The sequence below is a fragment of the Neolewinella persica DSM 23188 genome, from assembly GCF_000373105.1.
Taxonomy (GTDB): Bacteria; Bacteroidota; Bacteroidia; order Chitinophagales; family Saprospiraceae; genus Neolewinella; species Neolewinella persica.
Map to the genome: position 1 here is coordinate 132,127 of NZ_KB890447.1, position 12,741 is coordinate 144,867.

Here is a 12,741-nt window from a genome sequence, read left to right on the forward strand (position 1 = left end):
ACGAAAATGAGGGGATGAATCCCTCCGCTAAGCCGGGCGACCCTCCGGGCTACGGGATATACACAAGTTTACATTAGTAATCCCGACCGTCGTTTTACACCTCCGAGGAGCTCGCGGCTGCGCCAGCTCGACGCCTCGGAGGAGAAAACGCCTCTGGTCAAGACAAAAACGTAGTGATTTTCTCCTCCTAGGCATCTTTTGGCCTGACGTAGTCGGCCAAAAGTTCCTCGGAGGCGTAAAATCGAACTGCGAGGGACCATGTAAAGATGTGTGTATACCGTAGCCCTCCGGGTCTAAGCCTACTCCACCACTAACTCATCTAAATATATCCGCGCCTTATCCCCCGCCCGATGATGTCCCTCCGGGATGCTGTCGAAGGCTTTCAGCCGTACTTGTATGGCCGTTACTTCAGTAGGGGAAAAGTTGATGGTGCTGCGGACTTTGTTTCGGCCCTGAACAGCGGCTTCTTCCGCTTGGTCCAATTTGGCTAAGGGGAGAAATATCCTTTTCCCCCCGGATGGTGCTCCGAAAACCTGTACGACCTCCGGCGGATAGATCGCTGAAATGGTGTAGCGCAAGGTGGAGAAGCTAAGGGAACTAATGGTGGTTGGTTCGTCAAAAGTAACGGTGAGGGTGAGGTCGTTGTCAGTTTTATACCAATTTGTATCCACCGGCGTGAGCCGGCTATACTGGAGGTCGGTAAGCTTGGGAACTGATTGGCCGTTGGTGTCCTTCACTGGCCTGTTCGCTGCCAAATGGACTGGTAAATCCATGAATACTTCATACCCGACAGCTACTCCGTTAATAAAGGATCTGGCGACAACTTTTCCAAGAGGGCCTATGGAGAAAGGACCGGTGTATTTAGTAGATTTCATACTTGGTACATTACCGTCAAGCGTATACCGGACGTCGAGCCCATTGGCCTCTGTAGTAAAACTGACCTCAATACCGCCGTCCTTGCGAACGTGATGCGGCCAGGGGCTAAACGCACTCACCGCATAGCGCACGCCCTGGGCATCCAACCGCTGGTAAGCGTGCAAAAGCCGCTTAGTAAAGCCGTCCCAGTCCTTCCGCTCCGGCTGCGTCCAGGCATTCTCAGCGATGGCGAACAGGCGGGGATAAACCATGTAGGTGAACTTACTCCAATCACTGATCGACTCGGTCCACAGGTTAGCCTGAATACCTTTGATCAGGGAACCTTCTTGTGGCGTCAGGTCATCCGGAACGATCTGGTAATTGTAGGCATCGGAGAGCAGGGAGCGGGAGTAGCCGAGGTTGGGCTCAAAGTCGTCATGGCCCTGTTTAAGGTCGAGGTAACAATACTTGCTGGGCGTCATAATGACTTCATGCCCGGCCCGGGCTGAAGCCAGCCCCCCTTCTTCCCCGCGCCACGACATGACCACGGCGTTGGGCGCCAGGCCACCCTCCAGGATCTCGTCCCAGCCAATCATTTTCTTATCCCGGGCGTTGATGATTTCTTCCATTCGGTGGATGAAATAACTCTGTAATTCCCCCTCGTTTTTCAACCCTTCTGCACGCATTTTTCGCTGGGCGTCTGGGTCGATTTGCCATTGTTCTTTATTACACTCATCTCCGCCGATGTGGACGTAGTCGAAGGGAAAGAGGTCCATCACTTCATTGAGCATCGTTTCGGCAAATTGGTAGGTCTCGTCCTTGCCGGGATTGATGGTGTTGTATCGGAATACGCCGCCGGTAGCTACCGCAGGAAGTGCCTTTACACCGCCGATCTCCGGGTAGGCGGCGACAGCGGCCTGGGCGTGGCCCGGCATGTCGATTTCGGGGATGACCTCAATGTTTCGTTGCTTGGCGTAGTCTACCACTTCGCGGATCTGCTCCTGGGTGTAGAAGCCGCCGTAGGTAGGTTCTTCACCGGGCTGAAGGGGCGCCCGGCCCCACCAGTCGGAGATTTGTTCGTCGGTGTTAATGCGGTCGGCGCGCCAGGCGCCGATTTCGGTTAGTTTGGGGTAGGCTTTTATCTCTATACGCCAGCCCTGGTCGTCGGTCAGGTGCCAGTGGAAACGGTTGAGTTTTTGGCTGGCCATGATGTCCAGTACGTCTTTCACCTGGTCGACGGTAAAGAAGTGGCGGGAGACATCGAGCATAAAACCCCGCCAGCCGAAGGCGGGGGCATCTTTGATGTGGACGGCGGGAATGGCAAGGTGCGTAGTACCGGGTGCTGGGTTGCTGGGCAACAGCTGCCGCAAGGTTTGGCTGGCGTAGAAGAAACCGGCTTTGTCGGCGGCCTTTATTTCGATCTCTTCCGGGCTTACGTCAAGGACATAGCCTTCTGCGGACAGGCTGCTGTCGGTGATCAAACGGAAATTAGAGGTGCCGTTTACCATCAAAGTCAGTGGTTGACCTCCAGCGTCTTCAAAAGCATTCAGAAAGGGTAATAATTGCCCGCCTTGTTCCGTGCTTTCCAGGCTAATGATCAGGTCTTTGTCGAGGACAAAGTAGCCTTCCTTATCCGTTTGTTCCTGTGGTTGGGGAAGGAGTAGTGCCTTTCCCGTTTGGATGTTTTGGGGGGCGGGGCCGCAGGTGCAAAGGAGAAGTGTAAGGAGCAGGGGGAGTAGTCTGAGCATGGGGATAAAACTAGTGCTTGCCCCCTACTTCCGCAAGCAACACTGCTTATACTTCTTCCCGCTCCCGCAGGGACAAGGAGCATTACGCCCGACTTTCGGCTCCAGGTTGCGCACGGGCGTAGCCGCCCGTTCCTGTTCTTCCTCGTACTCCCGCATCATTACTGCGACTTCCTTCATACTCGCTTCAAGGATGGATTTCGTACGCTCAGAGACCGGGGCAAATGGTTCCGGAGCGGCTTTGGTAAGATGGTACTCTCCTTTATGGACCCGATCCATGATCACCTCCAGCTGGGCCGCAGCTACAGCCATTGCGGAGTTTTCCACGTCGCCATGCAGGAAGCCGAAGGAGACGAGCCGGTCGAGGCGCTGCCGCGCCTCCTCCAACTTGTCTTCCAACAAGGCGGCACGGATGGCCATTTCCTCGAAGGCGAGAAATTCCAGGGTGTGGTAGTAGCCGTCGTTCCCTGCGGGATGGTTCCGAATATCAAGTGGTCGGGGAAACCTTTTAAGCTCCTGCAGGAACTCCCCCTCGTCCTCGGAAGACATAGTGCTGGTGATGTTCAGCTCCAGGTGGTCCGGGAAGTCTCGCGTTACCCGTTCCATGAGCCTGCGGGCCTTTGGGGCCTTGCCGGTCAGGGCGTAGGCTCCGGCCAGTTCAATGGCCAGCATCGGGTCGTTCGGATATTTCTTTTGAATTGGCTCGATCCTGCGGAGGTAGTTGCGTGGGTTTTCCAGGTCATCTTCCGTGACGGTGGCGCGGAAAGCCGCTACTTCCAAGGGGGTGTTCCGGACGTCGTCCTCCCGGACTTTAATACCGTGTTCTTGTTCGAGCCAGGCGAATTGGAAAGGTAAATCGGCGTTGTCGGCGTCGATGTCAACATCGTCCGTATCAAAGTCGTCCAGGTCGTTCTCGTCCTCGTCCCAATCTTCTTCTTCCTCCAGGCTCATCAGGATCTCCCGACGAAATTGTTCCGCCCGCTGGGCGTCACGATACTGAAACCAATCGATCCGGACGCTGGTATCGTCGACAACATTCTTGAAATTCCGGAATGGTTTATGGCCATTAAGCGCTTGCTCCAGTGCCGTCCGTTCTTCTCCCGCCGGGAGTTGCTCCACGAAGGCCGCCATGGTACGGAAGCCATCACTGCTGCTGACGTCGTAGATCGGCTCGTAGCGGGCCTCATCAGCGGCGTAACGCTCCGCCTCGGCGCGGATTTGGTCTTCGCTCTCCTCGTCAAGGGCTCCCCAGTCGTATTCGTCCAAATCCCACGACCTGACGACCTTCTCCTCTGCCCGGTCGTAGTAGGCGTTCATGAAGTTGAAGGGGGTATCGACGAGTAATTGCAGGTCTTCCTGGCTGATGTTGGGCATGGCTTTGTGCATTTGAACACGAAGGTACGGGAGTGCGGGGGATGTGCTGTGCTGGAATAAAGAAAACGAGGGGATGAATATTCACGCTAAGCCAGACGACCCTTGCTTCGTGAACTTCCCCTGCACCTGCGGCCCCGCCCGTATCCGGAAAAGAAATTACCTGTTATCCCTACTCCTTATAAACCTCATAAAACGCAACCACCTTAAGTTGCAACAAATAGGAGTTGATTGCGTGCTGGTTGGCGTAAGCGAAGTAAAAATGGAAGATGTTTCGGCCTGTATCCTGATCTTGGGAAATGGTGCCGTTCAAACTTTGGAGCTGCTCCCCACTGACGATACCGAAATTTGGCCAATTAGGGTCGCGGGGAAACAGGGGCGTGTAGTCTTCTTTTTGGGTAAAAGCACCTCTTCTCAGGAGGTCGACGAAATCAAAACGCACCTGCTCCCGCTGGAACCGTTCTTCACTGAAGCCAAGGCCAGGTAATACTATAGGGTGCTTCAGGACATAAGCAGCCAGCGGAGCGCTAACACCCGGCTGACTCCATTCCTGGGGTACTTCTTCCACCAGTGCATCATAGGCCACAATGGGTTGTTCCCCGACACCGATCCAGTAAGCAAAAGCAATGAGTGAATCCTTAGTGTCAGGACCAGTGGTTTTCAGGTTGACGGGGATGTTTACTTTCATACTTCCCTGACGTACTCCCAGTGGGTTGCGCTGGCCGACCACCGTTGTGGAGAGATCGGCAGCTTGAAAAAGCAGGGTGTCTACCTGCCGTTTGATGGGCACAGTTGTTACGCTGGGTACGGGTGGGTCGGTGGGCAAAATTACATTCTCCATGGTATCCTGAAGCGTAATGGAAGTATCCACTTTGACCTCAACGCGGTTGTCGTCACTGCCGATAACCTTAGGTTTTACGGTTTTGCAGGCGTATAGCCCGAAAAGCAAGAGGGATAAGCTAATAAAAGTAATTCTTGTCATAGTAGCATGGAATTAACTTGTTTGGGTATTCCATTCCACCTCCAACCACTTATCGACCCACGGTAGGCTGATGACGGAAATGGTCCACGGAAGAAAACTAAGAATAATATCGTAACCGGCGCTGGTCACTTGCAGCGACCAGTGTGCGTCATGTTCCCGCAGCAGCCCTTCCCGCAAGATGAAGGAGCCCCGCAGGTTTTCCACCGTGGAGTTACTCATTTTGTCCCAATTCTGCAATATGGCGTTGAGCACCTGTTCAGAGATTTCAACTTCTTGCTCCGTTGGTTCCAACGTTGTCGGGACCGGGGTGGCCACCTCAAGACCGCAAAGCACTTTGTTGAAGGCCAGCTCGTGCTCCTCAACTTCGGTTCTCCCCGAAGCCAGGTATTCGAGGAGTAAGGCCCCCCGAATGGCGTCTTCTTCGCTGCGGAAGGTCGCACCGTCCAGCATGTCCAGCAGGCCGAAATAGCGAGGTAGAAAAGCGGCCAGAATGACCAGCCCGGAATTGTGGATGTACATGGAATCTTCCATCGCTTATGAGTTTGTTCCCGATTGTTCAGCCGCCGGACCTTCGGCGAAGAGGCCATCGTCCCAAAGGTTGGTGATGTGAAATTTAATTTGGCTTATTTTTCCTTCGTCGGCTAAGCCGTAGTGTCGGCGGGTCCGGACTTTTAGGGAGTAGTCCTCAGTATTGCCTGCCCATTTTAGCTCAATTCGGTTCCAGAACCAACCATAGTAAGCACGGGTTTTGGTAATCCGGCTCCGGGAGCCTTTGCCTCCGAAGGTGCTTAGGGCAATGGCGTGGGTCATGGCGTATTTGCCACGGCCTTTGGGGCCATCAATCCTGGCAACGACTTCAAAGGCATTCACCCCATTTAGGTTACTAAGGATGGAATGCCATTCCCCGTCACCGGGTACCTGCCCGTAGTAGGCATTCGTTTCTACGCTTGCTTTTATTCCCTTCATGGTAACTCCCGGTTATGTGTCATAATTGTGGTGATTTACGCCTGTAGATCTTATGTTTACCCGCCAATCATTACGGTAGGTAAGCCCAGCACGATGGCGCCGCCGTGGGCGGTGGTGTCTCCCATTCGGGCGGCTGGTTTTCCGCCGATCATTACGGTGGCGGACCCCTTCACGATGGAGTCTGGTGGTCCTACGCACACGCACAGATCGCCCATCACTGCGGCGGGCATTTTTCCGATCAATACGGTGGGGATTCCGGGGCCGACGATGGGACCGCCGACGTGTGGCATCGGTGGTACCCCAGGGGTGACCATCGGGCAAGTGTGCATATCGGTAAGTCTGGCGGCTGGAGGCATGGGTAGTGAATTTTGAAGGGAATGATTTTTGGCGCGGACGCTGGTGCAAAAAAGGTTAAAAGAGCGGGGGGGGAGGGAGGCGTTTTGTCTTCGTGCATTAGTTGATCATGACCATAGCGCCCTTGACGGTCGTTTGTCCACCGGCACTGAGTTCCGCAGTGGCGCCGCCTTTGAGCGTTGCACTTACTTGTCCATTACCGGCTACGTTTAGCCCTTTCAGGGATACATCGCCGCCAGCCGAAGCAGCGTCGATGTTTTGCTTTGCTTTCAGGATCAGTTTTCCGCCGGCGTCAATGGTAATGTCCTTAGCACTTTTTATCGTGATGCCTCCACCATCCATGGTCAGGGTGTTGCCGTTCTGGTCCTTTACGGTAATTGATTTGTCCTTGTCGGACAGGGTGAAACTGTTCTTCCCGGGGGTAGAGATGGTGAGCACTTTGTCCTTATCATTCAGCTCGACCTTGAGGTCGTTCTTGGTCACAAATGCTTTAATCGAATTCTCTTTGTTGGCGGTATATGGTGGCGCATTCCTCGAACTGTACACGCTACCCAGGATCACGGCGTAGCGAGGGTCGTCGTTAAAAAAGCCGACGATAACTTCATCGCCTACCTCCGGGAGGAAGAAACTACCTTTTCCTTTGGTGGCATAAAGCCCCGCCTGCCTGGCCCAGATGTCGGTTTCCAGTACGGGTATTGAGGTCAGGATCCGGTACTCGCCCTCGGGGTCCTCTTCGATCTGTTTCACTACACCGTTCTTTAAGCCACTCACCGAAGGGAGAAAGTTTTGGCTGCCGGTCGGCTGGGGGTGTTTTTCATGAAACAACTCCGGAGATAAACCGAAGCCCGTTTCTGTTCGCCAGGCTCCTTCTCGAATAGTATGGCGAATGCTGGAGATCAATGCCTCCCCGTTGAACCGGGCACCAAAACCCTTTAATTCAATGAGGGTGTTCAGCTTTGGTTTGGCGTTGCCGAAAAAGCTGACGTGCCCCCGGATGGCTGCCAGGCGGGAGCGTAAGAGAATCCCATCGGAAATTCCTTTTAGCTCATCGACTTTCATTGGGCCGGTAAAGGGCAGGGTGACGTCTTTTGCGGCAATAACTTTACCCAGTGTTTTGCTGTCCAGATTGCCCATTTTGTTGATGGTTGGCTCAGTGGATTTTGCCTCCACAAATTTGGCCGTGGCGAAATCCCAACCCGATGCTGTGACCGACGGCAACTGGTACCCTGCGTCGATCTCCGCATCAAAGTCGAAAACATCCCGATCGTAGATGAGTTCCAGCTCCGGGCTGCCGCTGGCCAATGGTTTTTGTACGAAAACCTTTCCTTCATCAGCGTATACAATCATCCCGCTGGCTTCCGCCCGGGTTACTACAAAGTCCCAGTCTGTGGTTCCAGTCTGCAGTAGCTGAGGATGTTCATAAGCGGTAGCGGCTACTCCCTTACCAAGGCTATGATCCCCGATGATGCTACTGCAAATGGCACTGTCGGTCTGCTTTGTGAAAGCTTTTACTTTTCGGCCGATGGTCATTTTCACTGCCTCGTCCTGGCAATGCAGTATTAGGTTGGCTCTTTGCTGCGGCTGGCTTTTCAGGCCATGCCGGATGATTATGCCCTTGAAGATTGTCTCCGTTTTGGAGTTGTAACCAGCTTTGATCTCTACCTTTTTGCCTGGTTCAAACTCGTCCGCCTCGCTAATCTCGAATGCTTTGTTTTCCTCACTCCCAAAGGGTAATAAAATACTAAAAACAGCAGCGGGAATTCCGTTGACGCGGTTGTTTACCTCAATCGACAGCAGGTCGTAGACATCCTTTATCGGTTTACCTTCTATTCGAATCTCAACCGAGAGGTATTCCATGTTTTCTACGAGGGGAGAAGTGGCCATTGATGATTAATTTTTTAAAGAATGGGGAATGTACTTGCGTTGCGGCAAATACAATCTAAGTTTCATGGCCTTATCTGTACCACGCTTTTTCGTTCAGGGCGAGTGGGCCGCCATTGAATGCTGAAATCCACCAGTACTTAGGTCGATGTATTTAAGTTGCATTAGTAAGCTTACTTATTACTACCGCCGCCAACGATCATCCATCATTTTCCTGACCTCCCGCAGGAGGTCGTCCATTAATTGTCGCCGGTCCTCAGGCGCGAGCCTGACGCCTTCGGCATTGAGGGTTTTAATGATGTCCTCCTTCAAGGGACTGATGTCTGCTTCGGTAAGTACCTGCGTACCTTCCTCCGCTCGGTCTTCGTCACGAGCGAGGCTTCCTTTGATGATTAACTCACGTATTTCTATGGGCATGGCATTATGCTTTTTCGAAAGATAAGCCTTCGTGCGCCAGCACGATTTCTTCTACCGCAATTTCACTGTTTTGTGCATTGAGGTCGGTACCGGAGACCTTCATCGGGAAGGCGTTTTTCAGGGTCCAGGTGAACATCGGGTTGTTCTCCTCGTCGAGCAGCTGAATGGTGACCGTTTGCCGGGCCACCGTATTCATCTTAACCTCGTTGAAGTAATCGTATAAGGCCGTGTCGTCCTTAAACATACCTTTCTTCAGCGTTACGTCGGATCCTTTGCGTAAACCGGGCATTTTGACGGTGGAGAAATCCACGCTGTTTCCGGAGCGATACTCAATGATGTCGTACTCCGTGTCGAGTCCAGAGACCTCCTGAAAGGCAATCACCCCCTTATCGCCAATGGTGGCTTTAAAGTGGAACTTTGGTACGGGCCAGGGCGTGTTGTTGTCATCTGCCATGATGGTAATAATTAAGGGTTAGTTGAAAAACTCGGTTTGGTTCTCTGCTCTTTGGTCCTTCACTTTTCACCTGCGTCCGCGCCCAAAAGCGCTAAGACTGCTGCATCTTCTGCTCGAAAGTGATTACGATGAACTCCGCCGGGCGGGTAACCGCAATTTTTATGCTGATGCGCATGTAGCCGTCCAGAATATCTGCCGGCGTCATCGTAGTTCCGAGGCCTACGTCGACGCTGAAGGCATCTTCTGCCGTAGCACCGGCAAGGGCGCCGGATTGCCAGACGTTGGTAAGGAAGTTAGTCAGCATGGCCTTCATATTGGACCAGGTGGAAGCTGTATTCGGCTCAAAAACGTACGGCTCCGCCGCGTACTTGACCGATTGCTCGATGAAGATGACCGTACGGCGAACGCTGATGTAGCGCCAGTCCTGGCTGTTGCCGTCGAGCGTCCGCGCACCCCATACCAGCACCCCTTTGCCGGGGAAGAACCGGATAGCGTTGACCGCCTTACCGTTAAGGGGCATATTGAGGTCTTCTTGCTGGTCGTTACTGATGCTGAGCGCCGGCTTGATGACCGCCCCTACGGAGACGTTTGCGGGAGATTGGAATACGCCAACGCTATTGTCCACCATGGAGTAGATGCCAGCCATGGCCCCACTGGGTGGCAGTAGGTTGAGTTGTTTACGAAGGTCCGACATCAATGATTTGAACATTGGAGAGACGGTCAGCAGCGTCTGCGTAAGGCTGGTAGCGTCAGCCTCAGTTACTTCCGCAATTTTTTTCAGTTCAGCCTTGATCTTTATGGCTCGATTCACCGTCTCGTTGCCATCGAATACATCCTGATTTAGCGACTTTTCGAGCAAGGAGGTCAGGGAGGTCACCTTGGTGGCAAGGAAGGTAGATTTGAATGCTGACCGGTTGAGGATCTCTCCTCGTTCATTGAATTGTTTTGCCGGGCTGTAGTCCATCACTTCGGTCGCCTCACCAAGGTTGGCAACGTTGAGAACACTGACCTCGGAAGGGGTGAGTATCGTCGTTTCTAACCACGGGTAGTAGGCCGCACCCCACTGTAAGTTATTGGTTCCGATACCCTCCCGGAACCAATCAATATCCGACGTCAAATCGTAATCCTGAGCGCTAAGGTTCTCCCGATTCATCCAGACGTCCATGATGGCGAACCGGCTGCGCATGTCCATACCACAATGCTTTAACATCTCTTGGTGGAGGCCGTAGATGGCTTTAACACTGTCTTCCAGGTTCCCTTGATCTACCGTGGCATTAACGGCTTCGGGAATAACGAGCATGGTGGGTTCCAATTCCTTCTGTAGTGGGTCTATGCCCGTCTTTAGCACCGCGATGTCCACCGTGTTTGGAGATTCAGTACCATCGTCGGCCGTTTTGGTGTACCCACCCACGGAGACGATGTAACAATCATTACCTCCGTTGGAAAAGAATATCTTCATCTGGCTGTGCAGCGTGAAGTAACTTTCAGTGATCGCCATTTTATAGGGCACGCCCTTTTCCGTCGAGGCAGCTACAGTTAGCTTTGTAGTGGGCGCACCTCCGAAGAACATCAGGTATTCTCCGTAGGAGCTGATTTTCGTTGGTTGGAGGGTGAGTGGTTTCTTATCACGAACGGCTTTTTCCGTGTAGCCGATGAAGGCGGGTACGGCGGTAGCTACCGGCACGGCTGAATTAGGAAAGGCACTTTTTTCTTCAATGTAGACGCCGGGAGTCTGGTATGTTTTTGCCATGGATAAGACTGGGTTTAATGGTGGTGGCCGGAATTAGAGGTAGACGTACATATCGGAATAGAATACGGGGTCTCCTGATGTGTCCGGAGTCGGTGAATCATCTCTACTGATGTGGGAAGCATCAGCAGAAGGTAGGTTGATAGTTGTTGGTGTTGTTCTCTCTGTCCCTCCCATTTCCATACTTAGCAAAAAACGAGCGCCAGGGCGTTGCCGCAGGGGAATGATTTCGGTGGTAAGCAGGACGGCTGTACTACCGTCAGGCATTTGCTTGGTGGACGGTGAATTGGCTGGCGGAGGAATTGGCTGTCGGGTTTCAATATCCAGGAGTTGAAAATTGGTATAGCCGGTATTGCCGCTGTCAATCAGGTGGTAGCGCCACCTGGTTGATCGTACGGCGAAGGCGATGGTGTATTCTCCCGGAGTAACCACCCCGTTGTCCAGGATTTTCGTTTCCCCGGATTCCGTTTCTCCGATGTAAATGGTCAGCAATCCAAGATCACCGTCGCGCCAGTTGCCGGGAAGGTCTATTGCCGGGCCATTGGTTTCCAGGTTGTTGAAGAACCGCGGATCGGTTGCTGATTTTTCATCTTCCGGTAAGGTGTAGTTGTGGAAGAGTGGATCAGTGGAGCGCAGGATGAAGGAAAGTTGGACCAGGTCCTCTGTTTGTAGTAATTGGCCCCCGGGCATTGACCCTACATTATAGAAGAGTTCAGTCCCGAAGTCCCTTGCTACCATTCTGATGCCCAGTTTTTGCATTGCCCGTTCTGTTTCCACGGCAGGGACTAGGCTGATCACCGGGCAGTTGCCATCCTGGAAGTAGTCGTGCCTGAGCCGTATGCTAGCGAGTGGTTCGTACTGTATTTGCATGGTTGAAACTGAGGTTAATTCTTATCAGGAGTGATGATGGTATTAATACCCGTGATTTCTGGGATTTCCGTCAGGATCTGATCTGTGGTAATCGGGATCATTCGAAGTTTCATGCTGATGGATGGCATCATCTTAGCGCCGATGGCGCTCCATAACCGATGTTGAGCCTGCTGGTCCAGGTTGGTTATTTCAACGGTGATCTTGTCAGCCCCGGGCGGCAGGCCGGGGGTGTTTTGTGGCGTAAAAACCTGCTTGCCCTGGAAAAAGGAGATGACCAGAGAGATGAATTTCAACGACTCTTCGTAACTGCCGGGGAAGTAGGCGGCAAACAACAGGTAGATGTTGAGGTAGATGGGTAAATTCCGAAGTGCCGGGCCGGTAGGAAGCTTATTGAAATTGCTCCGCTCCTGCTCAATACCCGTGAGCATGCAGACTACCTTATTTTTTCCCGAAAAGGCCACGGAGCCGGTCTGATCTACTATGTCTGATAGCACGATCCAGTCCTCAGGAGTTCTGGAGGTTGCCTGTTTCAGGTAAGCATTTAACTCATCAACTATTATGGGCAGTACCTTGTGAATCATTGTATTTAGAGGTGTGAGGTTCTATTTGTTGCTACAAAAATGTTAGCCCCCCAAATCTAAATAAAAAGCTTCTAGCATTCCACAGGCCGTGAAAAACAGCGGTCGAGCAGGCGAAAAACAGGTGTTTCTACGTGTTGTTGGGGTTATGTCGACGAAAACGATGGGTTGGGGGCGATGTTAATGATGGGGTTGTGTTGACGAAAACGATGGGTTGGGGGCGATGTTAATGATGGGGTTGTGTTGACGAAAACGATGGGTTGGGGGCGATGTTAATGATGGGGTTATGTCGACGAAAACGATGGGTTGGGCGTGATGTTAATGATGGGGTTGTGTTGACGAAAACGATGGGTTGGGGGCGATGTTAATGATGGGGTTATGTCGACGAAAACGATGGGTTGGGGGCGATGTTAATGATGGGGTTGTGTTGACGAAAACGATGGGTTGGGCGTGATGTAAATGATGGGGTTGTGTTGACGAAAACGATGGGTTGTGGGCGATGTTAATGATGGGGTATCGTC

General features: G+C 52.7%; 11 protein-coding genes and 1 pseudogene. All 12 read right to left on the reverse strand.

Annotation, left to right across the window (positions count from 1 at the left end):
* Positions 1–299 precede the first annotated feature (299 nt).
* Positions 300–2,603: a beta-N-acetylhexosaminidase gene (locus tag B036_RS30170; RefSeq protein ID WP_020570420.1), complete on the reverse strand. Its 2,304-nt coding sequence runs from the start codon at positions 2,601–2,603 to the stop codon at positions 300–302.
* Positions 2,604–2,627: 24 nt separating this feature from the next.
* Positions 2,628–2,723, reverse strand: a pseudogene (locus tag B036_RS34615) (SEC-C metal-binding domain-containing protein); the annotation flags it as partial.
* A gap of 1,420 nt (positions 2,724–4,143) precedes the next feature.
* A complete protein-coding gene (locus tag B036_RS0119560) occupies positions 4,144–4,953 on the reverse strand; it encodes a hypothetical protein (protein ID WP_026232146.1) in 810 nt (269 codons plus the stop codon).
* A gap of 12 nt (positions 4,954–4,965) precedes the next feature.
* Positions 4,966–5,484 carry a contractile injection system tape measure protein gene (locus tag B036_RS0119565; protein WP_020570423.1) on the reverse strand — a complete coding sequence of 173 codons (519 nt, stop codon included), beginning with the start codon at positions 5,482–5,484 and terminating at the stop codon, positions 4,966–4,968.
* Between the two features lie 3 nt (positions 5,485–5,487).
* Entirely contained in the window at positions 5,488–5,919 is a 432-nt protein-coding gene (locus B036_RS30180; protein WP_020570424.1) for a hypothetical protein, read from the reverse strand.
* 56 nt (positions 5,920–5,975) lie between these two features.
* Entirely contained in the window at positions 5,976–6,275 is a 300-nt protein-coding gene (locus B036_RS0119575) for a PAAR domain-containing protein (RefSeq protein ID WP_026232147.1), read from the reverse strand.
* Between the two features lie 97 nt (positions 6,276–6,372).
* Positions 6,373–8,157: a type VI secretion system tip protein VgrG gene (vgrG, locus tag B036_RS0119580; RefSeq protein WP_020570426.1), complete on the reverse strand. Its 1,785-nt coding sequence runs from the start codon at positions 8,155–8,157 to the stop codon at positions 6,373–6,375.
* Between the two features lie 180 nt (positions 8,158–8,337).
* Positions 8,338–8,571, reverse strand: a complete 234-nt coding sequence (locus tag B036_RS0119585; protein ID WP_020570427.1) for a DUF5908 family protein — start codon at positions 8,569–8,571, stop codon at positions 8,338–8,340.
* 4 nt (positions 8,572–8,575) lie between these two features.
* Entirely contained in the window at positions 8,576–9,025 is a 450-nt protein-coding gene (locus B036_RS0119590; protein ID WP_020570428.1) for a phage tail protein, read from the reverse strand.
* A 91-nt stretch (positions 9,026–9,116) separates the two neighbouring features.
* The gene (locus B036_RS0119595; protein WP_020570429.1) at positions 9,117–10,775 is read right to left on the reverse strand and encodes a phage tail sheath family protein; all 1,659 of its coding nucleotides are present in this window, start codon (positions 10,773–10,775) and stop codon (positions 9,117–9,119) included.
* A gap of 33 nt (positions 10,776–10,808) precedes the next feature.
* Positions 10,809–11,642 (reverse strand): hypothetical protein, encoded by an 834-nt coding sequence (locus B036_RS0119600; RefSeq protein ID WP_020570430.1) that lies wholly within the window; start codon positions 11,640–11,642, stop codon positions 10,809–10,811.
* A 14-nt stretch (positions 11,643–11,656) separates the two neighbouring features.
* On the reverse strand, positions 11,657–12,223 hold the full coding sequence (locus tag B036_RS30185; protein WP_020570431.1) for a DUF4255 domain-containing protein: 567 nt from the start codon (positions 12,221–12,223) through the stop codon (positions 11,657–11,659).
* Positions 12,224–12,741: the final 518 nt, after the last annotated feature.

Bases quoted from the DNA above. Each gene is read 5' to 3' on its own strand.
- vgrG (WP_020570426.1), bottom strand. From the start codon at position 8,157: ATGGCCACTTCTCCCCTCGTAGAAAACATGGAATACCTCTCGGTTGAG.
- B036_RS0119575 (WP_026232147.1), bottom strand. From the start codon at position 6,275: ATGCCTCCAGCCGCCAGACTTACCGATATGCACACTTGCCCGATGGTC.
- B036_RS0119600 (WP_020570430.1), bottom strand. From the start codon at position 11,642: ATGCAAATACAGTACGAACCACTCGCTAGCATACGGCTCAGGCACGAC.
- B036_RS0119565 (WP_020570423.1), bottom strand. From the start codon at position 5,484: ATGGAAGATTCCATGTACATCCACAATTCCGGGCTGGTCATTCTGGCC.
- B036_RS0119595 (WP_020570429.1), bottom strand. From the start codon at position 10,775: ATGGCAAAAACATACCAGACTCCCGGCGTCTACATTGAAGAAAAAAGT.
- B036_RS30180 (WP_020570424.1), bottom strand. From the start codon at position 5,919: ATGAAGGGAATAAAAGCAAGCGTAGAAACGAATGCCTACTACGGGCAG.
- B036_RS0119590 (WP_020570428.1), bottom strand. From the start codon at position 9,025: ATGGCAGATGACAACAACACGCCCTGGCCCGTACCAAAGTTCCACTTT.
- B036_RS0119585 (WP_020570427.1), bottom strand. From the start codon at position 8,571: ATGCCCATAGAAATACGTGAGTTAATCATCAAAGGAAGCCTCGCTCGT.
- B036_RS30185 (WP_020570431.1), bottom strand. From the start codon at position 12,223: ATGATTCACAAGGTACTGCCCATAATAGTTGATGAGTTAAATGCTTAC.
- B036_RS30170 (WP_020570420.1), bottom strand. From the start codon at position 2,603: ATGCTCAGACTACTCCCCCTGCTCCTTACACTTCTCCTTTGCACCTGC.
- B036_RS0119560 (WP_026232146.1), bottom strand. From the start codon at position 4,953: ATGACAAGAATTACTTTTATTAGCTTATCCCTCTTGCTTTTCGGGCTA.